Below are 23,222 nucleotides of genomic sequence, written 5' to 3'. Positions count from 1 at the left end.
GGCCATAGCTCGGCGAGGTCGACCCGCGAGTCGCGCAGCGCGTGTGCCGGCACGCCCAGCGCGGCCGGCGCGCGCCCGGAGCGGAAGCGGACGCCGACGAGCTCGCCCGGCTGCGTCGGCGTCAGGTGCGCCCGAGTGTCCGGCCCGGCCACGAACAGCCGGCCGCTCTCCCGGTGCCAGATGACGTCCGCGCAGGCGTCCGGCACGATCCGGTGTGTGCCGGCCGCGGCGGCCACCCGCCGGGACCACGCGCGCGTGACCAGCTCGCGCGCTCCGGCGGGGGCGAGGCGCTCCCGATAACGATCCACGGCCGGGATTGTGGCAGTGGGCACCGACAAAACTCGGCCGACCGGACGCGTGGGCGACCCGACCTCCGGCGAACCGCCGGTCGCGGGCACCCCGCGACGCGGTGACCTCCTCGTCCGGCGGCGGTCCGATGGGAGCCGCCTGACCCGGCGGCCAGATGTCAGTCCGCGACTGTCAGTCCGCGACGGTGGCGGACTCGATGTTCACCGCGAGCTTCGGCGCGCCGTCCTCGGGACTGTTGCCGGGTGTGATGCCGCCCTTGGCGACCTTGTCGAGGACCTTCAAGCCCGCCTCGCTGACCTCGCCGAACACCGTGTAGTTCGGCGGCAGTGTCGAATCGCCGTAGACGAGGAAGAACTGGCTGCCGCCGGTGTTCGGCCCGGCATTGGCCATCGCCAGCATGCCGCGCTTGTACACCTTCAGCGGCTGGCCGCCGGTCTGGGCGGCCGGTGCGTCGGCGAGGTCCTTCGGCAGCTCGTCGGGGATCGTGTAGCCCGGCCCGCCGGTGCCGTCGCCCTTCGGGTCACCGCACTGGAGCACCTTGAGGCCGGCGGAGCTGACCAGCCGGTGGCACTTGGTGGCGTCGAAGAACTTCTCCTTGGCCAGGTGCTCGATGCTCTGCACGGTGCACGGTGCCTTGGCCCGGTCCAGCGTCAGCCCGATGTCGCCCTGGTTGGTCTTGAGGTCGAGCTGGACGGTGCCCTCCTTGGGCGTCTCGGCCGGGTCCTCGGGCAGCCCGACGTCCTTGGCGGGCTCCTCGCCGGCACTCTCCTCGTAGGCGCACGGCCCTTCGGTGGTCTTGGCGGCCTGCTCGGTGTCGCTCGAGTCGGCGTCGGCGGTCGAGTCGTCGGGACCCAGGTTGGACAGCCAGAACACCAGACCGACGACCGCCACCACGACGACGACGGTCAGCGTGACACCCCAGATCCGGCGCTTCTTGACACGTTCCGCCCGGCGGGCGAGTTGGCGCTCCAGCTTGCGCTTGGCTGCCTGCCGACGCTGCTCGTTGCTCGGCACCGGGCACCCTCCTGACCTCCGACGTCCATGCCGGCCGGCAGTCTATGGGTACCCCCGGTAAGAACCGTGTGGAGGTCCACAAAATCTCAGGCGATTGCCAGAATCGCATCCGTGGGCGGTGTTACCGGTGCACACCGGTAGTGGGAGACTGGATACTGGGCGTGGCAACAAGTTGACTGGTGTCCGGCGGCGCGGACTGACAAGGTGGACACATGCACGACAGGCGGGACGACGGGACGTCGCCGTTCGCCGACGAGCTGGAGCGGCTGCTGCGCAAGCGCGGTCTGTCCTGGCGTCGCCTTTCCGACCTGATCGGATACACCCCGAGCTGGCTGTCCAAGATCAAGCACGGCGCGCCGCCGTCCGCCGAGCTGGCCCGCAAGTGCGACCAGGTCCTCGAGGCCGACGGACAGCTCATCGCACTGGCCGCCTCGTCCGGCGGTCCCGTTCGGCTGGCCCAGCTCCCGGCCGCCGCCGCCACCTTCGTCGGCCGGGAGGCCGAGCTGTACGCGCTCGCGGGGATCCTGTCCTACGAGGGCGAACCCGGCACGCCGCAGCTGGTCGCCATCGACGGCCCGCCCGGCGCCGGCAAGACCGCGCTCGCGCTGCGGGTCGCGCACACGGTCGCCGACCAGTACTCCGACGGCCAGCTCTACGTCGACCTGCGCGGCTACTCCCCGGACGGCCAGCCCCGCGTCGTCGACGAGGTGCTGGAGGAGTTCCTCACCGCGCTCGGCGTGCAGCTCGACGTCATCCCGGCCGGGCTGGAGGCACGCGCGAAGCTGTACCGCTCGGTGCTCGCCGACCGGCGGGTCCTGGTCGTGCTGGACAACGCGGCAGACTCCTCGCAGCTGGAGCCGTTGCTGCCCGCGTCGTCCGGGTGCGGCGTCGTGGTCACCAGCCGCAAGCGCCTCGGCGGCCTGACCGTCCAGGGCGACCAGCGGATCACGCTCGGCCCGATGGCCGAGGAGGAGTCGACCACCTTGCTGTGCAAGGTCATCGGCAAGGACCGGGCCATCGCCGAGCCGGACGCGGTGCGCGCGCTCGCCAGTCGCTGCGGTCACCTGCCGCTGGCACTGCGCATCGCCGCCGAGCGCGTGGCCACGCACCCGCACCACTCGGTGAGCCTGCTCGTCGAGGAGCTGGCCACCGAGGAGCAGCGGCTGGAGGCGCTCGCCACCGACGACTCGGTGGCCGTCAAGACCGTCTTCTCCTGGTCCTACCGCGACCTGTCCGTCGACGCCGCCCGCATGTTCCGGATGATCGGCCTGCACTCCGGCTCGCACATCCGCACCGGTGCCGCCGCCGCGCTGGGTGACCAGCCGATGGTCCGCGCGCGCCGGCTGCTCGACCGGCTCGCCGGCGTCCACCTGATCGAGGGGCTGGGCAACGACCGGTACCGGATGCACGACCTGCTGCGGGTGTACGCGGCCGAGCAGGCGGTGGCGGAGGAGCCCGAAGCGGAGCGAATGCTCGCGCTGCGCCGGATGGTCGACTGGTATCTGCGCAACACCTACGCGGCCAACCACGCGCTCGCCCCGCAGCGGCAGGACCCGGTGCTGGAGCGGTCCGGGTTCGCCGTCGACGTCGCCGAGTTCGACTACGACTCGGCGTTGCGGTGGTGCGAGTTCGAGATGTCCAACATCGCCTCGGCCACCCGCACCGCGGTCGAGATCGGCGAGAACGTCGCGGGGTGGAAGCTGCCGGCCGGCTCGTTCAACTACCTGCACCTGCGCAAGCGCTGGACGTCGTGGGTGGCCTCGCACGAGATCGGCGTCATCGGCGCGCGCCGGGCGGGTGACCGCTACGGCGAGGCGTGGGTGCTCAACAACCTGGCCATCGCCTACCGCGAGCTGCGCCGGACCGGTGAGGCGAAGGAGTGCTTCATGCAGGCGCGCGCCCTGCGCATCGAGCTGGGCGACCGGGTCGGGCAGGCGTGGAGCCTCACCGGCATCGGCTACATCGGCTTCGACCAGAGCCGCTTCGACGCCGCCGCACTGCACTTCGGTGAGGCGCTGGACATCTTCCGCGTGGTCGGCGACCGGCACGGCGAGGGCATCGCGCTCGCCAACGTCGGGGACGCCTACCGCTGCCTGTCCGACTACGACCGGGCGGTCGACGCGCTCGAGCAGGCCTTGGCGCTGTTCCGCGACATCGAGGACCGATACGGCGAGTGCTACACGCTCGTCAAGCTCGGCGAGACGTATTCCGAGCTCGCCCGCCAGGCCGATGCGCTCGACTGCTTCCAGCGGGCGCTGGAGACCCGGCGCGAGCTCGGCGACCGGTGGGGCGTCGGGGAGACGCTGCACAAGCGCGGTCTCGTCCTCTTCGACAGCGGCCAGGCGGAACTGGCCACCGAGTCGCTGCGCGAGGCGTTCTCGATTTTCGACGAGCTCGGCGATCCGCGCGCGGCGGACGTGCGCGAGCTGCTGGAGAAGAACGCCTGAGCGTCAGCCTTTCAGGGATTTGAACATGAGGTCCCGGAATGTCGCCACGTCGACGGATTCCGCGACCTTCACCGGAACGCGTCCGGCGCCGGTGTTCGTGGAAATGTAGGCGTCGCTCGAAATTGTCCGCAGGTCCGACACGACCTGGCCACGCGTATGCGTTCCCGTCAACTCCACACCGAGCGGCATCTGGCGGTAGGTGGCCAATTTCTGGTCCAGCGCGATGGCCGCCGCGAGCGGGTCGTGCAGCGTGCAGGAATGCTCGCCGAACATATTCGAGTAGAACTGTCCATAGTGGTCCAGAAGTTTGTTGGCGAAATCGGCGCGAGGGCCGCGGACCTCCGCCAGCGCGGCGAGCCAGTCGGTGTCGACCCGGGCCTGTTCGGTGGCGTCCAGGGCGACGAGTGTCAATTCCGGAAAACCGGCGCCGAGCACCAGGTCGGCGGCCTCGGGATCGTGGTAGAAATTCGCGTCCGCGTACGGGGTGATGTTTCCGGGAACGGTGACCGCGCCACCCATGACGACGACCGACCGGAGCAGGCTCGGTAAGTCGGGCTCGAGCAGTGCCGCGAGTGCGACGTTCGTCAGCGGCCCGAGCGCGAGGAGGGTCAGCTCGCCGGGATGGGTCCGGGCCAGCCGCACGATCTGCTCGGCGGCCGAGCCGGGCGCCGTGGTGCCCTTCGGCAGCGGGCCGGCGTGGCCGCCGAGACCGTCCTCGCCGTGTACGAACTCCGCGGTCCTCAGCGGCTGGGCCAACGGCCGCGCCGCGCCCACGGTCACCGGCGGGGTGAGCCCGACGAGCTCGAGCACCCGGAGTGCGTTGAGCGCCCCGACGGAAGCGGCCACGTTGCCGTGAACGCTGCCGACGGCGACGATCTCGGCGTCCTCCTGGGCCGCGAGATACATGATCGCGAGAGCGTCGTCCACCCCCGGATCGGTGTCGAGAATGAGTTGCACGCTGTGGCACTCAACCAGACAACCCGGTAGCAATCAAAGCCCGGGGTGCTGTGATGTGATCACGTGTATGCAGGTATGTGTTTTCTGCGGATCATCCACCGGCACCGGCCCGGGGTACCTGGCCGCGGCCGGGCACGTAGGACGCGCCCTGGCGGAGCGCGGGATCGGGCTCGTCTACGGCGGCTCGAGCGTGGGCACGATGGGCGTCGTGGCGGACGCGGCGCTCGCGGCCGGCGGCCGCGTGACCGGGGTGATACCGCAGAGTCTCGTCGATCGGGAGATCGCGCATCCCGGGCTGACCGACCTGCGCGTGGTGGCCGGCCTGCACGAACGCAAGGCCACGATGGCCGAGTTCGCCGACGCGTTCCTCGTGCTGCCGGGCGGCGCCGGCACGCTCGAGGAGCTGTTCGAGGTGTTCACCTGGGCGCTGCTCGGCCTGCACGACAAGCCGATCGCGCTGCTCGACGTCGACGGCTACTACCAGCCCATGCTGCGGTTCCTCGACCACATGACGGGACAGGGCTTCCTCTCGCGCGAGTATCGGGACATGCTCATCGTCGACACGGACGTCGGTCGCGTTCTCGATCGTTATGCCGACCATCGCGCCCCACGCGAAAAGTGGTCATCCAGCCACGGTGCGTGATTGTTGACAGCGTGCGGTGACTCCTCCATTCGGTGTTTCCTCAAACCGTCAACACCTCAACACTGTTCAGCCCTTCTGTGACTCCCGATAGTGAGCTGTATACGGCCGGTGAGGGCGTCATTCGCCGGGGGCCGGCCGTGAACTCACAGGTTGAGCGCCGCAGGGGAGACAGTCGATGACCGCGGAAGCGGGATCCGGACGAGGAACGGCGATCGGGGACGCCGAACCGAAGTCCGACCAACCTGACATCGTCGCGCCGAGATCCGGTGACCGACCGTTGCAGTCCGTGCCCACCCACCGCCGTTGCGACTCGTGCGGCCAGGTGCTGGAGGACCGGCCGACCGGCCTGATCGAACGTTGGCGCTGGGACGAGGTGGCGGCGGCGGAGATCGCCCGCGCGCGGGGGCAGGGCCTGCCCATCGCGCTGATCATGATCGATCTCGATCGCTTCAAGGACGTCAACGACAACTACGGGCACCTCGCCGGCGATGCCATCCTGCGCGGCGTCGCCGACGTCATCCGCCGGTCCACCCGCACCGCCGACCTGGCCTGCCGGTACGGGGGCTCGGCGGGCGACGAGTTCCTGGTGCTGCTGCCCGATGTCGACCTCCCGGACGCGCTGGGAGTCGCCGAGCGCATCCGCGCCGACATCAGGAACATGTCGGTCACCGCGAAGGTCACCCGCGACCTGTCGGCCACCATCGAGGGCCAGACCGCGTCGATCGGCGTGGCCACGTACTGCCTGCGGGACCTCGCCGAGCTGGACCTCGAGGACCTGATGCTCGACGCCGACGTGTCGCTTCGGGCGGCCAAGCGGCACGGCCGGGACCGGATCTGCGTGGCGAACGTGGACGTCACGGGCGAGCAGCAGGACAACCAGGTTCGGGCCGACCGGCGGCTGGTCTCCTGGTCGCGTTTCCGCCGGCTTCGTTCCGTCTGACGGCCCGGAGGATCGGCGGCGTGTACGTTTCGGCACGTGCTCGTTGTCGGTTTCCCCACCGGTGTGTTCCAGGCCAACTGCTATCTCGTCGCGCCCGCCGCGGGCGAGGCGTGCGTGATCGTCGACCCCGGCCAGGACGCGGCCGAGCCGATCACCGAGGCGGTGCGCAAGCACCGGCTGTCCCCGGTGGCGGCCCTGCTCACGCACGGCCACTTCGACCACGTATTCGCGGTGGCGCCGGTCTGCGACGGCAACGACATCCCGGCGTGGATCCACCCGGAGGACCGCGGGATGCTCACCGATCCGTTGCAGGGCATCAGCCTCGGCGGCGCGGACTTCTTCGGCGGCAGGCTGGAGATGCGCGAGCCGGCGGAGGTGCGCGAGCTGGCCGACGGCACGACGCTGGACCTGGCCGGGCTGTCGCTGACCGTGGACCACACGCCCGGGCACACGCGCGGCTCGGTGGTGTTTCGCGGCGAGCTCGACGAGGGCGGCCGGGTGCTGTTCGCCGGTGACACGTTGTTCGCCGGGTCCATCGGCCGTACCGACCTGCCCGGCGGCGACATGCGCACGATGAACACCACGCTGCGGACGAAGTTGCTGCCACTGCCCGACGAGACGGTCGTGCTCCCCGGGCACGGGCCGAGCACGACGATCGGTCGGGAGCGCGCGTCGAACCCGTTCCTCCTCGGGCTGGACGACCCGAGCGCCGCCGGTCCGGGCAGGGGTCTGTGAGGTGACCGAACCGAACGGCGTCCCCGAGCGTGTCCCGCTCACCATCGCCGAGCACAGCAGCGCGCGCCGCCGCGGCTGTGTCGCGGCCGGCGTCGCGCTGGTGTTCGGCGCGGCGATCGGCGGGCTCGTCGGCCTGCTCGCCGGCGAGACCGCGGCGCTGGTCACCGCGGCCGTGGTCGTGGTCGTCCTGACGCTGCTGTCGTGGGTGTCCGGCCGGCGCACGCTCTGGCTCGAGGGCGACCGCGTGGTGGCCAAGGCGCTCGGCAGCAAGAGCGTCGACCTGCGGCACGCGGACACGATCGAGCTGCTGGTCACCGACATCCGGGGCACCCGCACCATCGGGCTGCTCGTCGGCGGTGGCGGCAAGACGATCAACCTGTCGCTCGCGGTCTACTCCGGTACCGGCGGCCGCGAGCTCGGCATCCTCGTGCTGCGTCGCCTCGCGGACATCCTGGCCGGCAGCGAGAACACCGCCGGTCTCGTGTTCTCCCAGCTCCTGGTCGCGCAGCTGCGTGCGGAGGCCAAGGGCGAGGCCGCCGCCGACCGGCCGCTGTACCGGCTGGCCTCGCTCGCGCCGACCGGCCGGCTCGCGCAGCGGCTCAAGCCGGAGGCGATCACGCGGTTCGTCGCGAGCCTCGACTGACCGGCTTGCGCCGTACCGGCGCGGGCTCGGTCGCCGCCACGGTCGCCGCGAGGAAAGTGGTGATCGGCACCGCCGCGATGAGGCCGATGCTGCCGACCAGCGTGCGGACGATCTCCTGCGCGATCACCTGTGAGGTGAGGATGTTGCCCAGCCCGACGCCGGCGATCGACGAGTACAGCAGCAGCGGCAGCGCGGCACCGGCGTAGGCCATCACCAGCGTGTTCACCGCCGAGGCCACGTGGTCGCGGCCGATGCGCAGCGCCGAGGTGTAGAGCTCGAGCCTGGTCAGCGCCGGGTTCGCGGCACGCAGCTCCCACACCGCGCTGGTCTGGGTCACCGTGACGTCGTCGAGCACACCGAGCGCGCCGATCACGACCCCCGCGAGCAGCAGCCCGCGGGTGTCGATGGGGGTGTTGAGCAGCCCGACCAGGGTCGAGGTGTCGTCGTCGAGGCCGGTCAGCTTCGCGAACGCGGCCCACAGCGCGCCGAGCACGCCGATCAGCGCCAGGCTCACCATCGTGCCGAGTACCGCGGTCGACGTGCGCGCGGTGAGGCCGTGGGTGAGGTACAGAACCGCGAACATGATCAGCCCGGCGCCGAAGATCCCGACCAGCAGCGGGTTCTCGCCCGCGATGATGGCCGGTAGCACGAACAGCGCGAGCACGGCGAAGCTCAGCCCGAGCGCGGCGAGCGCCTTGAGTCCCTGCCAGCGGCCGAGCAGCAGCACGACGACGGCGAAGAGCCCGGCCAGCAGCGCCAGCGGGATCTCGCGCTGGAAGTCGACGAGCTGGTAGGACCCGCCGTCGGTCGGGTTGCCGCCGCCGTAGGCCAGCACGACCTCGTCGTCGACCGCGAACCGCGGTGTGCTCGGCTCGAGCGGCAGGATCGTGCGGATCTCCTGGCCCGGTGCGTCGCCGTCGGTCATCCGGACCCGAACCACGAGGCAGTCCTCGGCACCGGGCTGGTCGCCGACCTGGACCTGGCCGCTGCACGAGCCGGCCTGCGCGGCGGTGACCACGCCGTGCACCGGCGTGCCGGCGGGCTTGTTCGTGTCGGCCTGGTCGCCGAACGGGAACAGCAGGACCGTGCCGACCACCGCGGCGAGTGCGAACGGCACCAGCAGCACGGCCAGCAGCGTGCGTACCCGGCTGGAGGCCGGCGGCGGGGGTGCGTGATCGTGGTGGTGCCCGACTCTCGCGGGCGGCTCGTCCGGTTCGTCCGCATCCCTCGCGTCCCGGCGCCTGTCGGTCACCCGGGGGATCGGTTCGGTGTGGCGGTCGTGCACCGTTGCAGTGTCCCAGGAGGCCGCGACAACGCCCGCGTCGCGGCCTCCAGTCCTCTGTGGACATCCTTGAGCCGCCCGCGACCGAGGCCCGAGAATCCGCGCGATCCCGTGGATACCCTCGAAAACGCGGGGGAATGGTGCCGAACCCTCAAAGGAGGACAGATGAACGCCACCGAGCTTGAGGTCTGGACCGCCCCGGACTTCGTCGAGTACGAGACGCCCATGGAGGTCACGGCCTACGCGGCGCGGATGGACTGACCGTCACGTCCGCTCGGCGGGCGGGGCCGGCTCCGCCCGCCGTCCGTACCCCGGAGGTGCCAGCGTGTCCGATCCGACCTCCGCGCTCGGCGGCGAGGAGTTCGTCGCCGCCCTGCGCGGACTTTCGCACCGGTACTGGGGAACGCACCCGTTCCACCACCGCATGCACGCCGGCGAGCTATCCGAGCACGAGCTGCGGGTGTGGGCGGCGAACCGGTGGTACTACCAGAGCGTGCTGCCGCGCAAGGACGCGGCGATCATCGCCAACTGCCCGGTGCCGGCGGTGCGCCGGGTCTGGCTCGACCGGATCGTGTACCACGACGGCTCGACCGACCGTGGCGGCGAGAGTGGCCGGGAGCGCTGGCTGCGGCTGTGCGAGGCGGTCGGTCTGACCCGCGAGGAGGTGCTGGACGAGCGGTACGTCGTGCCCGGTGTCCGGTTCGCCGTCGACGCGTACGTGACGTTCGCGCGTACCAGGCCGTGGGTGGAGGCGGTCGCGTCCGGGCTCACCGAGTTGTTCTCCGGCCACCTCATGCGGCGCCGGGTCGGCGACCTGCTCGCCGCCTACGACTGGATCAGGCCGGCGGACCTCGCGTACTTCACGAACCGGATCGACGCCGTCTCCGGCGAAGGCAAGTCCACTGTGGACATCGTGGTGCGGTACTGCGTGACCCGGGCGGAGCAGGACCGGGCGATCGCCGCGCTGTCGTTCAAGTGCGACGTGCTGTGGTCCATGTTGGACGCCATCGAGCGTGCCGTCGCGAAGGAGTAGGCCATGCCCGGGATGCCTCGCCTGCGCCGCGGCGTTCGGCTCACGTTCGACCGGACCAGGGACACGCACGTGCTGCTGTTCCCCGAAGGCGTGCTGGTGCCCAACGTGACCGCGGCCGCAGTGCTGGAGTTGTGCGACGGATCGACCACCGTCCGGGAGATCGCGTCGCGGCTCGGCACCCGGTTCCGTGGGGTGCGCGCGGTGGACGTGGTGAACGTGCTCGACCGGCTCGAGGAGCGGAGGGTCGTCGAATGGGTGTGACCGCCGAGCCGCCGCTGGGCCTGCTGGCCGAGCTGACCCACCGGTGCCCGTTGCACTGCCCGTACTGCTCGAACCCCGTGGAGCTGGCGGCCAGGCGCGACGAGCTGTCGACGCAGCAGTGGCTGTCCGCCCTGGACGCGGCGCGCGAGCTGGGGGTGCTGCAGGTACACATGTCCGGCGGCGAGCCGCTGCTGCGGCCCGACCTGCCAGCCCTGGTCGGCCACGCCTCGGACCTGGGCTGCTACGTGAACCTGGTGACGAGCGGGCTGGGCCTCACCGCGGCCCGGCTGTCCGAGTTGGCCGACCTGGGACTCGCCCACGTGCAGCTGTCCGTGCAGGGTGCGGACGCCGCCCGGGCCGACCTGATCGCCGGCGCGAAGGCCCACGACCGCAAGATCACCGCGGCCGCCGCGGTGCGCGCGGCCGGGCTGCCGCTGAGCGTGAACGTGGTGCTGCACCGGGCGAACCACGACCAGGTGGGCGAGCTCATCGAGCTGGCCGAGCGGATGGGCGCGGACCGGCTCGAGCTCGCGAACACCCAGTACTACGGCTGGGCGCTGCGCAACCGGGCCGCGCTGATGCCCACGCCGGCCCAGCTCGCCGCCGCGGAGCCGGTCGTGCGCGCGGCCACGGAGCGGCTGCGCGGGCGAATGCAGATCGTCTACGTGGTGGCCGACTACCACGAGCGGTACCCGAAGCCGTGCATGTACGGATGGGGCGCGCGGCAGCTGACCGTGGCGCCCAACGGGGACGTGCTGCCGTGCCCGGCCGCGTCGGTGATCACGACGCTGCCGGTGGAGAACGTCACCCGTCGGCCGCTGGCCGAGATCTGGTACTCGTCGGCGTCGTTCAACGCGTTCCGCGGCGAGGACTGGATGCGCGAGCCGTGTCGCGGCTGCGACCGCCGGTCGGTGGACTTCGGCGGCTGCCGGTGCCAGGCGTTCCTGCTCACCGGTGACGCCGCGGCCACGGACCCGGTGTGCTCGTTGTCGCCGGATCGCGGTGTGGTGGACGGCATCCTGGCCGCCTCTGCCGCCTCTGCCGCCTCTGCCGCTTCCGTCGGGTCCGCCGCTTCCGTCGGGCCCGCCGGATCTGTCGGGTCCGCCGGGGCCGCCGGATCTGCCGGGTCCGCCGGGTCCGCCGGGGCCGCGGGGTCCGCGGGGTCCGCCGGGGTCGCTGGGTCTGCCGGGAGTTCCGGAGATGCGCCGCCGTTCGTCATGCGTGGGCCGGCGGTCGGGCGGTGAAGGTCCGGCTGCTCGGCACCGCGGCCGGGGGCGGCTTCCCGCAGTGGAACTGCGCCTGCGCGATGTGCGCCGTCGCGGGTTCCCCCTCGGTACCCGCGCGAACCCAGGACTGCCTCGCCGTCAGTCCACAAGGGACGGACTGGTACCTCGTCAACGCCTCGCCGGACATCCGCGCGCAGGTGCTCGACGCGCCGCCGCTCGCGCCGGGGCCGGGCCCGCGGGACACGCCGCTGCGCGGGGCGTTGCTGACCGACGCCGAGCTCGACCACACGCTCGGCCTCATGTCGTTGCGGGAGCTGCGTGGCCTGTCGGTGTGGGCCCCGCCGGCCGTGCTGCACGCGCTGGGCTCACGGTTCCCGATCCGGGACCTGGTGGCGCACTATGGCGACTGGCGATGGCAGCCCGCCACCGCCTTCCCGGTACTCGACGTGTCCGTCCTCGCGGTGAGCGACAAGCGTCCCAAGTACGCCCGTGACTCCACAGTAGACGGACCATGGGTCGTCGCGTACCGGCTCGCCGACCCGGTGACGGGCGGCTCGCTGGTGTACGCGCCGTGCCTGGCCACCTGGCCCGCGTGCTTCGACGAGTTCGTCGACGGGGCGAGCTGCGTGCTGCTGGACGGGACGTTCTTCGCCGCTGGCGAGATGGCCGGGACCGGCACGAGCTCCGCCGCGCAGCGGGCGATGGGGCATGTGCCGATCGAGGGGCCGGACGGGAGCCTGAGGCGGATCCGGGAGCATGCGGCGTCCGGGACGCGGTGGATGTACACGCATCTGAACAACACGAACCCGCTGCTCGACCACGACTCGCCGGAGTACCGCGCGGTGCGTGACGCCGGCGTCGAGGTCCCGCTGGACGGGACGTCAATGGACCTATGAGGCGCCGCCGGGCGGGGCCGGGCATGCTGGTCTCCTCGGTTGTCGCCGCGTGAGGAGGCGCGATGGAACAGGTGGTCCTGCTCGACGAGCGAGGGCGGGGGATCGGCACCGCGGACAAGGCGACGGTGCACGACCGGGACACCCCGCTGCACCTGGCGTTCTCGTGCTACGTGTTCGACCCGGCCGGCGCATTGCTGGTGACGCGGCGGGCGCGGGCGAAGAGGACGTGGCCGGGAGTGGTCACCAACTCCTGCTGCGGGCACCCGGCCCCCGGGGAGCCGTTCGCGAGCGCGGTGACGCGGCGGCTGCGAGACGAGCTGGATCTGGCCGTGTCATCGGTCGACCTGCTGCTGCCGCGGTTCCGGTACCGCGCGGTGATGCCGAACGGGGTCGTGGAGAACGAGCTGTGCCCGGTGTTCCGCGCGGTCGCCGACACCGAGCCGCGGCCGGCGCCCGCCGAGGTTGACGAGTCGGGGTGGGTGTCATGGCCGCTGTTCGTGAGCATGGTGAGGGGCGGGGAGTTGGCCGTCTCGCCGTGGTGTCGGGAGCAGGTGGACCAGCTCGCGGCGCTGGGTCCCGACCCGCTCGCCTGGACGGCCGCCGAGCCGGGGGACCTGCCGCAGGCCGCCTGTTTTTGAAGAGTTGACTTATATAAGTTCTCGTTGATAGCTTGCTCTCCTGTCGATGAGGGGAGTTCAGAGATGGTCGAGGTTGCCCACCAGGTCAACGCCGTGCGCAGGCAGGTCGGCTCACGAGTGCTCGAGGCGGGCGAGGCGCGGGTCGTGATGGTCAGCCAGGCATACGACACGGAGCCGGACGACCTCTGGGATGCGTGCACCAACCCGACCCGCATCGTCCGCTGGTTCCTACCCGTCTCGGGCGAGCTGCGGCTCGGCGGCCGCTACCAGCTCGAGGGCAACGCCGAGGGCACCATCGAGCAGTGCGACCCGCCCAAGAGCTTCTCCGCGACGTGGGAGTACGGCGGCGAGGTCAGCTGGATCGATGTGCGGATCCTGCCGGAGCCGGGCGGCAAGGCCAGGCTCGAGCTGGACCACGTCGCCCACGTCGACGACGAGCGCTGGGCGGAGTTCGGCCCCGGAGCGGTCGGCATCGGCTGGGACCTGGGCTTGTACGGCCTGGCCCGGCATCTGACCGGCGCACCGCCGATGGACCTCGAGGCCGTGACGGCCTGGCAGGCCACCGACGAGTACCGCGAGTTCGTCGCCCTGAGCAGCGAACGCTGGTACGAGGCGACAGTCGCCGCCGGCGACGACGAGGCCGCGGCCCGAGCCGCCGCGGACCGAACGACGGCCGCCTACACCGCCCCGCCCGAGCCGTCGCCCGGTTCCTGATGCCCCTCCCTTCCGTGCCCACCTCCCGTTGGCCTGCCGGCGTTATCGTGGCGTGGTGACGCGAGCAGAGCAGGCGGTGGTGGTCGGCGCCGGGGTGAGCGGGCTGACCACCGCCGCCTGCCTGGCCGAGGCGGGCTGGGCGGTCCAGGTGTGGTCGGCCGAACCGCCGCACTCGACCACCTCGGTCGTCGCGGGCGCCTTGTGGGGTCCCTCCTTTCTGGAGCCCATGGCCAAGACCATGAGCTGGACCAACCGATCTCTCGAGGACTTCGTCGCGCTCGCCCGCGATCCGGCCACCGGTGTGCGGATGGCGCCGGCGTTGACCGTCGGCGGGCCCGCGTCCACCGCGGAGATCCCGCCGCAGGCCCGCTCCATCCCCGACCTGAGGCCGGCCGGCGTGGACGAGGTGCCGCCGGGCTTCGGCGGCGGGTCCCGCGCCACCATGCCGCTGGTCGACATGCCCCGCTACCTCGACCACCTCGCCGGCCGGCTGACCGAGCTCGGTGTCGAGCTCGAGGAACGGACCGTCCGGTCGCTCGACGAGGCCGCCGGTGCCGCGCCCGTGGTGATCAACTGCACCGGCCTCGGCTCGCGCGACCTCGTCGACGACGCCGAGTTGGAGCCGGTGTTCGGCCAGCACGTCATCCTGTCCAACCCCGGGCTCGACGTGTTGTTCATGGAGCTGGCCATGACCGACGAGTGGACCAGCTTCTTCCCGCACCCCACCCGCGTGGTCTGCGGCGGCGTCAGGATCGCCGGCCGCACGGACCGCACGCCCGACCCGGATCTCACCGAGCGGATCCTGAGCCGGGTCCGCGCGGTCGAGCCACGGCTGCACGACGCCGAGGTCATCGACATCGAGACGGGCATACGCCCGGTGCGGTCGGCCGTGCGGGTGGAGGTCGAGCGGCTCGGCGACGCCCACGTGGTGCACAACTACGGGCACGGCGGCAACGGCGTCAGCCTGTCGTGGGGCTGCGCCCGTGAGGTCGCGACGCTAGCCCTCCAACTGCGCGACGAGTCGGCGGGGCGCCTGTAATCGGTACGCGTCGGTGAGCAGCTCGCGTACCTCGGACCAGTCGATCTCGCCCACGTCCAGCCGCATCCCGACCCAGCCCCGGTGCCCGAGGTAGGCGGGCACGTAGTAGCGCTGGGGATCCGACCGCACCAGGGCCTCCTGCTCACCGGCGGCGGCCTTCAGCGCCACGCCGACGATGCCGTCGCCGTGGTGGTCGTCGAGGAAGTAGCCGAACGTCTTCCCGCGCACGGCGAGGCAGAGGTGGCGGTCGCCGGTACACGTCGCCTCGGGCAGTTTGGCGACGATGTCGGTCACTCGTCGACGGGGCGGGGTGGTCGTCATGCCAGGCACGCTAGACCCGGAGTCTGACAATTCGTGGAGTCGTCGCTCGGCTGAGTGATCTCGATTGACACGTCATCGAACGTGTGTTCGACTAGCGATCGTGCGATGGGAAAGCCAACGTGTCGACCAGCAACAACAGCAAACCCTACCTGGCCTGCCAGGCCTGGTTCGCAGCGTTCGAACACCCGAGTTCGCCGGCATGGTGTTCCACGAGGTGCACGCCAGATCGGTGCTGAACAAGGTGCCCGGCCAGTCGCCGATGCCGTTCCGCTGGACGATCAACCCGTACCGCGGGTGTAGTCACGCCTGCCGGTACTGCCTCGCGGGCGACACGCCGATCCTGATGGCCGACGGCCGCACCCGGCCGCTCGGCGAGCTCGAGGTCGGCGACCGGATCTACGGCACCGAACGCCGCGGCAACCGCCGCCGGTACGTGACGACTCGCGTTCTCGCGCACTGGTCCACGGTCAAGCCGGCGTACCGGCTCACTCTCGCCGACGGAACCCAGCTGATCACGAGCGGCGACCACCGGTTCCTCACCGACCGCGGCTGGCGGCACGTGGCGGAGTGCGAGGCGAGGCGCCGGACGGTCCTCACCGCGGGCGACAAGCTGGTGGGCACCGGCGGGTTCGCGGCGGCGCCGAAGGGGCTTCTCGACTACCGCTGCGGGTACCTCTCCGGGATCGCGAGCGGGTCCGGTGAGCCGGCCGACCGCAGGGTGCTCGAGCGTGCCCGGGAGTACCTCACCGGCGACGAGCCGATCAGCCTGCCGATCGAGGTACCCCTTGTGCCGAGCGAGGAGTGGCACCGGGGCTACCTCGCCGCGGTGTTCGATGTGGAAGGTGAGTTCGGCCGTGGCCACCTGCGGGTCGCGCGTACGAGCCGGGCGAACGTCGGGATGATCAGCGATGCGTTGCTGCGACTGGACTTCCGGTTCGCGCTCGACGACCTCGGCCGGCGCAGCGGCGTGCAGCGGATCCGGCTCACCGGCGGCTTGTCCGAGCACCTGCGGTTCCTGCACGCCGTCGAGCCGGCTCGTACCGGCGCCGGCGAGCTGACCGGTGTCGCGGTACGTGCCGCCGCGCGGCTCGGCGTCGAGACCGTCGAACCGCTCGGGCTGGAGCTGCCGCTGTTCGACATCACGACGGGCACCGGCGACTTCATCGCGAACGGCGTGGTGAGCCACAACTGCTTCGCCCGCAACTCGCACACCTACCTCGACCTGGACGCCGGCCACGACTTCGACACCCAGGTGATCGTCAAGGTCAACGCCGTCGAGGTGCTCACCGCCCAGCTGCGCTCGCCGCGCTGGACCCACGAACACGTGGCGATGGGCACCAACACGGACCCCTACCAGCGGGCCGAGGGTCGGTATGCCCTGATGCCCGGGATCATCCGCGCGCTGGCCGACAGCGGCACGCCGTTCAACATCCTCACGAAGGGCACGGTGCTCTCGCGCGACCTGCCGCTGCTGGCGGAGGTCAGCAAGGACGTGCCGGTCGGTCTCGGCGTGTCGATCGCACTCGCGGACCGGGAGCTGCAACGCAGCCTCGAGCCGGGTACCGCGAGCCCGCAGGCTCGGCTGGAGCTGGTTCGCAAGATCACCGAGGCGGGCTTGCCGTGCGGTGTGTTCGTCGCGCCGGTCCTCCCGGGCCTGACCGATTCCGTCGAGCAACTGGAATCCCTGTTCGCGGCCATCGCCGACACCGGAGCCACTGGCGCCACGGTGCTGCCGCTACACCTGCGTCCCGGTGCACGCGAGTGGTTCGCCACGTGGCTGGCGAGCGAGCATCCTGAGCTGGTTCCGAGCTATCGCCAGATCTATGCCCGCGGCGCCAACGCCGACATCCGCTACCGCCGCTGGCTCGGCCGCCGGGTGGGCCCCCTGTTACGCCGCCATGGCCTGGCACCCAAGGAGTCCCGTGAGCGCCGAACGGAGCCGACCTGGCCCGAAGGCAGCCTGGTCTCGATCCCGGAACAGGCGACCGCGGTCCACCAGGAGCAGCTGGAACTCCTCTGACCATCCAAGCGCACGGAGGAACGCGGCCCACCACAAGGCCAGCGCACGCGGAACGTACCTGGCACGCAACGTTGTTCCATGGCCAGAAGCCGGCACGTCGCGTGAGCCAGGGACGGTCAGGTTCGGTCGTGGGGCCAGTCCCAGCGCACACAGAACGTGCCGGGCCCGAAGTCCAGCGCCACCGCGTGTGCTTCGCCGGCGGCGTTGACCTCGACCTTGCGGCGCGTGGTGGTCTGCTCGTCCGGGTCGACGGTGTAGAGCTCGCAGTACGCGGGCAACGCACGCGGGTCGAAGCGTAGCTCCAGTACGAACTCACGAACGGGGGTGGTGAACTTGCGGCAATAGCTGTCGTCTCCGCGGGAGAACGGCGGCCCGGGATGGTTCAGCGCGTAGTCGACGATCGCCGTGTCCCCGCGGGCCAAGGGGGAGTCCAGGATGATTTCCGCGGCGATCAGGCCCGCCGCCTCGTCGCGGGCGACGCGGCCGATCCGGCACGACTGGAGCGCGGTGATCTCGGGGAACGGCCGGCCGATCCGCTCGAGGTCGTAGACCATGACGGTTCGGTCGACGCCGTCCCGCTCGGCGCGGACGACCTGGCGTACGGCGATGCGCTTCTCGCCGCGGTCGACGGCGACATCCATGCGGTCGTGCTGACTCAGCTTGGTCAAGGCCGTCTCGGTGGTGAAGTCGATCCGCTTCAGCAGCTTCGACACGGGCTCGCGCTCGGGCCATAACGCCTCGATGGGCAGCCGGGACGACTCGCGCTGCACCCGGCCCCGCGGCCGCGGCGGTCCGAGCAACGCGATCAACGAACCCGGCGCGACGCCGAGCACGGACTCCAGGTGCCCGAGGGCGGCCAGCGACTCGGCGCGCTCCGGCCGACGCCGGCCGGACTGCCAGTAGCTGAGCGCCGTCACGCTCACCGACACGCCGCGCGCCCGCAGCCGGTACTGGATCCGGTCGAGCGAGAGCCCGCTCGCCTGGATGGCCTGGCGGAGGGCAGTGGGGAACGCGTCGGCGGCCAGGTTGTCGGCGGGATGAGAGGACAGGGCACGTCGAACGTCACCATTGGTCGCTCGGTGCAGTTCTCGAACCGGTTCCCGGGTCGCGCCGCTCCCCATCGTGGTCTCCCTGCGTTCGCCCCCCAGCGATTCCTACCACCTGGTAACCGACACCCTACGGGTTGACGCGGTGGCGTGGTAGACATCGCGTTAAATCCGCGAGTGATCGATCTATTGCATACGGTGATGGTATCCCCGCAAACCTGCTGGACGGAACAGCCCCGGTGTTGGCTAGCCTGCTGTCGTTCATTTCATTTTCCGACAGGAGAGAGAGCACGCCGTGATCCGCACGCACGAGGCCGGGACGCTTCGCGCCGAACACGCCGGACAGACCGTCACGCTCAGCGGTTGGGTCGCGCGCCGGCGAGATCACGGTGGTGTCATCTTCGTCGACCTTCGTGATGCGTCCGGTGTCGCACAGGTCGTGTTCCGCGAGGGCGAGATGGCCGAGCGCGCACACCAGCTGCGCGCCGAGTTCTGCGTCCGCGTCGTCGGCGAGGTGTCCCGGCGGCCGGAGGGCAACGAGAACCCCGAGATCGCCACTGGCGAGGTCGAGGTGCTCGTCACCGAGCTGGACGTGTTGAGCGAGGCGGCCCCGCTGCCCTTCCAGCTCGACGAGCACCTGACGGTCGGCGAAGACGTGCGCCTGCGCCACCGCTACCTCGACCTCCGCCGGTCGGGCCCGGCCCGCGCCATGCGGATGCGCAGCGAGGCCAACCGGATCGCCCGCGCAGTGCTGCACGAGGAGAACTTCGTCGAGGTCGAGACCCCGACACTGACCCGCTCCACCCCCGAGGGCGCGCGCGACTTCCTCGTGCCCGCCCGGCTGCAGCCCGGCTCCTGGTACGCGCTGCCGCAGTCGCCACAGCTGTTCAAGCAGCTGCTCATGGTCGGCGGCCTCGAGCGGTACTACCAGATCGCCCGCTGCTACCGGGACGAGGACTTCCGCGCCGACCGCCAGCCGGAGTTCACCCAGCTCGACATCGAGATGAGCTTCGCCGAGCAGGACGACGTGATCGCCCTCGGCGAGCGGGTCATCGCCGCGCTGTGGCGCGAGCTCGCCGGCCACGAGATCCGGCTGCCGATCCAGCGGATGACCTACGCCGAGGCGATGTCCCGCTTCGGCACCGACAAGCCAGACCTGCGGTTCGACCTCGAGCTGACCGAGCTGACCGAGTACTTCGCCGACACGCCGTTCCGCGTGTTCCAGGCGCCCTACGTCGGCTCGGTCGTCATGCCCGGCGGTGCCGACCAGCCGCGCCGCCAGCTGGACGCGTGGCAGGAGTGGGCCAAGCAGCGCGGCGCCAAGGGCCTGGCCTACGTGCTGATCGGCGAGGACGGCACCCTCGGCGGACCTGTCGCGAAGAACCTGTCCGAGTCCGAACGCGAGGGACTCGCCAAGGCCACCGGTGCCCAGCCCGGGGACTGCGTGTTCTTCGCGGCGAACACTCCGTCGGAGGCGCGGGCGCTGCTCGGCGCCGCGAGGCTGGAGATCGGCCGCCGGCTCGGCATGATCGACGAGTCGGCGTGGTCGTTCGTCTGGGTCGTCGACGCCCCACTGTTCGAGGAGGCCGAGGCCGCGCGCAGCCACGGCGACGTCGCGGTGGGGGCCGGCCGGTGGACGGCCGTGCACCACGCGTTCACCTCGCCCAACCCGGACTGGATCGACCGGTTCGAGCAGGACCCGGCACACGCGCTCGCCTACGCCTACGACATCGTCTGCAACGGCAACGAGATCGGCGGCGGGTCCATCCGTATCCACCGGGCCGACGTGCAGAAGCGGGTGTTCGAGGTGATGGGCATCTCCGCCGAGGACGCCGAGGAGAAGTTCGGCTTCCTGCTGGAGGCGTTCAAGTACGGCCCGCCCCCGCACGGCGGCATCGCGTTGGGCTGGGACCGCATCGTGATGCTCCTCGCCGGCGAGCCGTCGCTGCGGGACGTGATCGCGTTCCCGAAGACCGGCGGTGGGTTCGACCCGCTGACCAACGCACCGGCACCGATCACGGCGGCGCAGCGCAAGGAGGCCGGCGTTGATTCGAAACCGGCGCCCAGCAGGGAATAGCCCGTGCTGCACCTCCGGGTGATCTGCCCGCAGGCGATCACCGACGACGTCGTCGGCCTGCTCAGCGAGCACCCGGGCGCCGCACACCTCATCCGGGTGCATGGCGCCGCCGTGGTGCCGGCGGGTGACCTCGTCGAGGCGGACATCGCGCGCGAGGCCGCCGACGAGGTGATCTCCGCACTGTGCGAGCTCGGTGTCGACCACTCCGGCGGCATCACGCTCGAACAGATCGACACGGTCCTGTCCGACGCCGCGGTCCGGGCCGAGGCCGACGCACCCGGTGACGCGGCGGACGCCGTGGTGTGGGAGGAACTGCTCGCCCGGACCGGCGAGGAGTCCCGGCTCAACGTCACGTTCTTTGCCTTCCTCGCGATCGCGTGCCTGCTCGCGGCGGTCGGCGTGATCACCGACTCGCCGGTCACGATCGTCGGCGCCATGGTCGTCGGCCCGGAGTTCGGCCCGCTCGCCGCGATCGCGGTCGGGCTGGTGCGGCGGCGTTGGGACCTGGTGCGCCGCGCGGCGGGTGTGCTCGTGGTGGGCTTCCCGGTGGCGATGCTGATCACCGCGCTCGGCACGGCCGCCGGCAACGCCGCGGGTCTGTTCGACGCGAACGCCCTGCTCGGCGACCACCAGGTGGACTTCGTCTACGACGTCGGGCCGTGGTCGTTGATCGTCGCGCTGCTCGCGGGCGCCGCCGGGATGTTGTCGATGACGTCGGCCAAGTCGGCGGCGCTCGTCGGCGTGTTCATCTCGGTCACCACCGTGCCCGCCGCCGGATACGCGAGCGTCGCGGCGATCCTCGGCGACTGGGGGCGCTTCGTCGGTTCGGTGGGGCAGCTGGCGGTCAACCTGGTGGGCCTCGTCCTTGCCGCGACCCTGGTACTGATCCTGCGCCGGGAGACGTGGACGACCCGAGATGTCGGCAGGCCGTTGTCCACCGGTTGAGTCGCGTTCGCAACGAGCCCGACATGAACCTGTTCTCGTTATTTGTCCCCGAATCGCTGGCTACTTGATCGATGGACACGACTACGGTCAGTGGTACGAGCGGGAGTAGGGTCTGAGGAGATGAGTGTGGAAACCGCCGCTGACCCACCGGCTGTAGGTGGGGAAGCGGACCCCGAGGTGTTGGCGACCGTAGTGGCGGCGGAGTCTGTGCTCAGTCGGCGATTCGGCGCGAAGATCGAGCTGTCCGAACCCGAGAACCTCGGCGGCAGCGAGCGGTCGGTGGTGTTGCGGGTCAGGGTGGCGACCAGTCCCTTCTCACTTCCGCGCACGCTCGTGCTCAAGCGGTACCTCGAGCCGCCGCACCGGCCCTGCGACAGCTTCGTCCGCGAGGCCGCGAGCTACCAGCTCTTCACCGCGCTCGCGTCCGAGGACCGGATGTGCCCCGAGCTCTTCGCCCACAGTCCGGACAGCCGGCTCGTGGTGCTCGAGGACCTCGGCGGTGCGCCGACGCTCGCCGACAAGCTGCTCGGTGACGATGCGCGGGGCGCCGAGCGCGCGCTGCTGTCGTGGTCGCGCTCGCTGGGCCGGCTGCACGCGACGACCGCGGGGCGGGAGGCGGACTTCGACGCGCTGGAGCGCCGGCTGACCCCGCCCGAGCTCAAGGATCCGCTGACGGTCGACGGCGGGACCGCACTGGCCGAGCTTCCCGCGCTGCTCGAGGTGGAGCTCGGCGTGCCGACCCCGCCGGAGGCCGTCGAGCATGCGGCGAGCAGCCGCTCGCTGATGGAGACCGGCCGGCACCGCGCGTTCAGCCCGTCGGACTCGTGCCCGGACAACAACCTGATCACCAGCAGGGGAGTGCGGTTCCTCGACTTCGAGGGCGGCTGCGTGCGGAACGCGATCTTCGACGCCGCCTACCTGCGGGTGCCGTTTCCCTCGTGCTGGTGCCCGTTCGCGTTGCCGGCCGGGATGACCGACGCGATGCTCGCCGGCTGGCGCGCCGAGGTGCGGGTGGTCTGGCCCGACCTGGATGACGAGTCGGTGCTGCTGCCGCGCCTGCTCGACGCGCAGCTCTTCTGGGTGTGGCTCACCACCTGGCAGTTCTTCAGCCGGCCCGACGCGGCGCAGTCCCACTCGTCGAGCCTGGCCGACACGCCGCCCGACACACTGGTGCTGATCGAACGGTGGCGGCGGCTCGCCGAGGCCGCCAACGCGGCGGGCGTCCACGAGGTCGCCGTGCACTCGGCCCGAGTGTGCGAGGCGCTGCGCGTGCGGTTCGACCGCGATGATCCACTGCCGCTGTACCCCGCGTTCCGCTGACGTCCGAAATTGTCGGTGCCCGCGGCTAGCGTGCGGCGCATGGGATTCGACGAACGCCGGGTGCGCGTGATGATCAGGTCGCCTTGTTCCGCACCTGCTCCTTGAACGTGGTCAGTGCTTCGCTGTCGGAAGGGGGATTGCGCACGAAGAAGTCTGTCCACTCCGTGATGTCGGGGAACGTGGAGCCGGCCTCGATGTCGGCCGCCGCGGCCTCGCGGTCGAACTCGGTGCGGCGCAACTGAACCGTGCCGTTCGCGAGCAGCGCCCACTGTGCCCCCGTGGTGCCGTAGGGCATGCCGACGCTGCCGGCGTTGACGATCATGCGCCGGTCGACGAGCCGTGCGAACGGCATGTGCGTGTGTCCGCAGACGACGGTGCGGACCGAGTTCGGCACATCGGCGAGCACTTCGGCCCAGCGCGGCAGGTCGCTGTCGACGAACACCATCTCCTCGTCGTCGCGCGGTGTGGCATGGCAGAACAGCACCTCGCCGAAGCCGGGTACGTCGAGGGTGAGCGTCGCCGGCAACGACTCGAGCAGGTCGACGTGGTCGGGTCGCAGCTGCCCGGCCACCCATTCGCCCATCGGGACCTCCGTAAGTTGTTAGGTGGCCCGGGAGGGCCGGGTGTGGCTGATCGGGTCTTGCCCTTGGTGGCTCCTGAGGAGTGGCCGTCCGGCTCTTCGGGGCACCCTGGCTGGTGATTGAGATGCGCGTGCT

At 71.1% G+C, this 23,222-nt stretch carries 23 protein-coding genes and 1 pseudogene; 17 read left to right on the top strand and 7 right to left on the bottom strand.

Going from position 1 to position 23,222, the window contains the following annotated elements; translation table 11 throughout:
- Together ACRDTB_RS28030 and ACRDTB_RS28025 are read right to left on the bottom strand one after the other, a co-directional pair.
- On the bottom strand, positions 1-308 hold a 308-nt coding region (locus tag ACRDTB_RS28030; protein ID WP_431435100.1), incomplete at its 3' end, for a DUF6597 domain-containing transcriptional factor.
- Positions 309-480: 172 nt separating this feature from the next.
- A complete protein-coding gene (locus ACRDTB_RS28025; protein WP_431435099.1) occupies positions 481-1,323 on the bottom strand; it encodes a peptidylprolyl isomerase in 843 nt (280 codons plus the stop codon).
- 212 nt (positions 1,324-1,535) lie between these two features.
- On the opposite strand from ACRDTB_RS28025, the gene ACRDTB_RS28020 reads away from it, so the two are divergent.
- A complete protein-coding gene (locus tag ACRDTB_RS28020; RefSeq protein ID WP_431435097.1) occupies positions 1,536-3,770 on the top strand; it encodes a tetratricopeptide repeat protein in 2,235 nt (744 codons plus the stop codon).
- Between the two features lie 3 nt (positions 3,771-3,773).
- Here the strand turns inward: ACRDTB_RS28020 and ACRDTB_RS28015 are convergent, their stop codons facing one another.
- Positions 3,774-4,727 (bottom strand): nucleoside hydrolase, encoded by a 954-nt coding sequence (locus ACRDTB_RS28015; protein ID WP_431435095.1) that lies wholly within the window; start codon positions 4,725-4,727, stop codon positions 3,774-3,776.
- Positions 4,728-4,794: 67 nt separating this feature from the next.
- Here ACRDTB_RS28015 and ACRDTB_RS28010 point away from each other — a divergent pair, with 67 nt between their 5' ends.
- The 4 genes from ACRDTB_RS28010 (at position 4,795) to ACRDTB_RS27995 (ending at position 7,688) form a co-directional block, all read left to right on the top strand.
- Entirely contained in the window at positions 4,795-5,370 is a 576-nt protein-coding gene (locus tag ACRDTB_RS28010; RefSeq protein ID WP_431435093.1) for a TIGR00730 family Rossman fold protein, read from the top strand.
- A gap of 175 nt (positions 5,371-5,545) precedes the next feature.
- Complete coding sequence (locus ACRDTB_RS28005) at positions 5,546-6,310, top strand: GGDEF domain-containing protein (protein WP_431435091.1); 765 nt, start codon at positions 5,546-5,548, stop codon at positions 6,308-6,310.
- A 36-nt stretch (positions 6,311-6,346) separates the two neighbouring features.
- Positions 6,347-7,045 (top strand): MBL fold metallo-hydrolase, encoded by a 699-nt coding sequence (locus tag ACRDTB_RS28000; protein WP_431435089.1) that lies wholly within the window; start codon positions 6,347-6,349, stop codon positions 7,043-7,045.
- 1 nt (position 7,046) lies between these two features.
- Positions 7,047-7,688, top strand: coding sequence for a hypothetical protein (locus tag ACRDTB_RS27995; protein WP_431435087.1), 642 nt, complete (start codon positions 7,047-7,049; stop codon positions 7,686-7,688).
- Here the strand turns inward: ACRDTB_RS27995 and ACRDTB_RS27990 are convergent.
- Positions 7,660-8,973 (bottom strand): YibE/F family protein, encoded by a 1,314-nt coding sequence (locus ACRDTB_RS27990; protein ID WP_431435085.1) that lies wholly within the window; start codon positions 8,971-8,973, stop codon positions 7,660-7,662. The genes ACRDTB_RS27995 and ACRDTB_RS27990 overlap by 29 nt on opposite strands.
- A gap of 162 nt (positions 8,974-9,135) precedes the next feature.
- Between ACRDTB_RS27990 and pqqA the strand changes: the two genes are divergently transcribed.
- From pqqA to ACRDTB_RS27950, 8 genes and pseudogenes are all read left to right on the top strand, one after another.
- Positions 9,136-9,231 (top strand): pyrroloquinoline quinone precursor peptide PqqA, encoded by a 96-nt coding sequence (gene pqqA, locus ACRDTB_RS27985; protein ID WP_431435084.1) that lies wholly within the window; start codon positions 9,136-9,138, stop codon positions 9,229-9,231.
- 64 nt (positions 9,232-9,295) lie between these two features.
- Positions 9,296-10,003, top strand: coding sequence for a pyrroloquinoline-quinone synthase PqqC (gene pqqC, locus ACRDTB_RS27980; protein ID WP_431435081.1), 708 nt, complete (start codon positions 9,296-9,298; stop codon positions 10,001-10,003).
- A gap of 3 nt (positions 10,004-10,006) precedes the next feature.
- Complete coding sequence (gene pqqD, locus ACRDTB_RS27975) at positions 10,007-10,264, top strand: pyrroloquinoline quinone biosynthesis peptide chaperone PqqD (protein ID WP_431435079.1); 258 nt, start codon at positions 10,007-10,009, stop codon at positions 10,262-10,264.
- A pseudogene (gene pqqE, locus ACRDTB_RS27970) lies at positions 10,255-11,289 on the top strand (pyrroloquinoline quinone biosynthesis protein PqqE); the annotation flags it as partial. The gene pqqD and the pseudogene pqqE, both read left to right, overlap by 10 nt.
- Positions 11,290-11,504: 215 nt before the next feature.
- Positions 11,505-12,386 carry a pyrroloquinoline quinone biosynthesis protein PqqB gene (gene pqqB / locus ACRDTB_RS27965; protein WP_431435078.1) on the top strand — a complete coding sequence of 294 codons (882 nt, stop codon included), beginning with the start codon at positions 11,505-11,507 and terminating at the stop codon, positions 12,384-12,386.
- Positions 12,387-12,448: 62 nt separating this feature from the next.
- Positions 12,449-13,024, top strand: coding sequence for an isopentenyl-diphosphate Delta-isomerase (gene idi, locus ACRDTB_RS27960; protein WP_431435076.1), 576 nt, complete (start codon positions 12,449-12,451; stop codon positions 13,022-13,024).
- Between the two features lie 63 nt (positions 13,025-13,087).
- Positions 13,088-13,738, top strand: coding sequence for an SRPBCC family protein (locus ACRDTB_RS27955; RefSeq protein WP_431435074.1), 651 nt, complete (start codon positions 13,088-13,090; stop codon positions 13,736-13,738).
- A gap of 55 nt (positions 13,739-13,793) precedes the next feature.
- Positions 13,794-14,777: an FAD-dependent oxidoreductase gene (locus ACRDTB_RS27950; protein WP_431435072.1), complete on the top strand. Its 984-nt coding sequence runs from the start codon at positions 13,794-13,796 to the stop codon at positions 14,775-14,777.
- Here the strand turns inward: ACRDTB_RS27950 and ACRDTB_RS27945 are convergent.
- The gene (locus ACRDTB_RS27945) at positions 14,736-15,098 is read right to left on the bottom strand and encodes an MmcQ/YjbR family DNA-binding protein (protein WP_431435070.1); all 363 of its coding nucleotides are present in this window, start codon (positions 15,096-15,098) and stop codon (positions 14,736-14,738) included. The genes ACRDTB_RS27950 and ACRDTB_RS27945 overlap by 42 nt on opposite strands.
- Before the next feature lie 100 nt (positions 15,099-15,198).
- Between ACRDTB_RS27945 and ACRDTB_RS27940 the strand changes: the two genes are divergently transcribed.
- Entirely contained in the window at positions 15,199-17,118 is a 1,920-nt protein-coding gene (locus ACRDTB_RS27940; protein ID WP_431435068.1) for an intein-containing Rv2578c family radical SAM protein, read from the top strand.
- 116 nt (positions 17,119-17,234) lie between these two features.
- On the opposite strand, the gene ACRDTB_RS27935 is transcribed toward ACRDTB_RS27940, so the two are convergent.
- Complete coding sequence (locus tag ACRDTB_RS27935; protein WP_431435067.1) at positions 17,235-18,239, bottom strand: hypothetical protein; 1,005 nt, start codon at positions 18,237-18,239, stop codon at positions 17,235-17,237.
- Between the two features lie 220 nt (positions 18,240-18,459).
- Between ACRDTB_RS27935 and aspS the strand changes: the two genes are divergently transcribed.
- From aspS to ACRDTB_RS27920, 3 genes are all read left to right on the top strand, one after another.
- Positions 18,460-20,241 (top strand): aspartate--tRNA ligase, encoded by a 1,782-nt coding sequence (aspS, locus tag ACRDTB_RS27930; RefSeq protein WP_431435065.1) that lies wholly within the window; start codon positions 18,460-18,462, stop codon positions 20,239-20,241.
- Positions 20,242-20,244: 3 nt separating this feature from the next.
- Positions 20,245-21,186 (top strand): DUF389 domain-containing protein, encoded by a 942-nt coding sequence (locus tag ACRDTB_RS27925; protein ID WP_431435064.1) that lies wholly within the window; start codon positions 20,245-20,247, stop codon positions 21,184-21,186.
- Positions 21,187-21,306: 120 nt separating this feature from the next.
- The gene (locus ACRDTB_RS27920) at positions 21,307-22,506 is read left to right on the top strand and encodes a hypothetical protein (protein WP_431435062.1); all 1,200 of its coding nucleotides are present in this window, start codon (positions 21,307-21,309) and stop codon (positions 22,504-22,506) included.
- 73 nt (positions 22,507-22,579) lie between these two features.
- Here the strand turns inward: ACRDTB_RS27920 and ACRDTB_RS27915 are convergent, their stop codons facing one another.
- Positions 22,580-23,089, bottom strand: coding sequence for a metallophosphoesterase family protein (locus ACRDTB_RS27915; RefSeq protein ID WP_431435059.1), 510 nt, complete (start codon positions 23,087-23,089; stop codon positions 22,580-22,582).
- Positions 23,090-23,222: the final 133 nt, after the last annotated feature.

Origin of the sequence: Actinophytocola sp., from assembly GCF_050699935.1 — a bacterium.
In the GTDB taxonomy this organism is placed as follows: Bacteria; Actinomycetota; Actinomycetes; order Mycobacteriales; family Pseudonocardiaceae; genus Actinophytocola.
This window is presented reverse-complemented; position numbering and strand designations above follow the sequence as displayed.

Coding starts and splice junctions, on each gene's coding strand:
- ACRDTB_RS28020 (WP_431435097.1), top strand. CDS start 1,536: ATGCACGACAGGCGGGACGACGGGACGTCGCCGTTCGCCGACGAGCTG.
- ACRDTB_RS28010 (WP_431435093.1), top strand. CDS start 4,795: ATGCAGGTATGTGTTTTCTGCGGATCATCCACCGGCACCGGCCCGGGG.
- ACRDTB_RS28005 (WP_431435091.1), top strand. CDS start 5,546: ATGACCGCGGAAGCGGGATCCGGACGAGGAACGGCGATCGGGGACGCC.
- pqqA (WP_431435084.1), top strand. CDS start 9,136: ATGAACGCCACCGAGCTTGAGGTCTGGACCGCCCCGGACTTCGTCGAG.
- pqqD (WP_431435079.1), top strand. CDS start 10,007: ATGCCCGGGATGCCTCGCCTGCGCCGCGGCGTTCGGCTCACGTTCGAC.
- idi (WP_431435076.1), top strand. CDS start 12,449: ATGGAACAGGTGGTCCTGCTCGACGAGCGAGGGCGGGGGATCGGCACC.
- ACRDTB_RS27955 (WP_431435074.1), top strand. CDS start 13,088: ATGGTCGAGGTTGCCCACCAGGTCAACGCCGTGCGCAGGCAGGTCGGC.
- ACRDTB_RS27945 (WP_431435070.1), bottom strand. CDS start 15,098: ATGACGACCACCCCGCCCCGTCGACGAGTGACCGACATCGTCGCCAAA.
- ACRDTB_RS27935 (WP_431435067.1), bottom strand. CDS start 18,239: ATGGGGAGCGGCGCGACCCGGGAACCGGTTCGAGAACTGCACCGAGCG.
- ACRDTB_RS27920 (WP_431435062.1), top strand. CDS start 21,307: ATGAGTGTGGAAACCGCCGCTGACCCACCGGCTGTAGGTGGGGAAGCG.
- ACRDTB_RS27915 (WP_431435059.1), bottom strand. CDS start 23,089: ATGGGCGAATGGGTGGCCGGGCAGCTGCGACCCGACCACGTCGACCTG.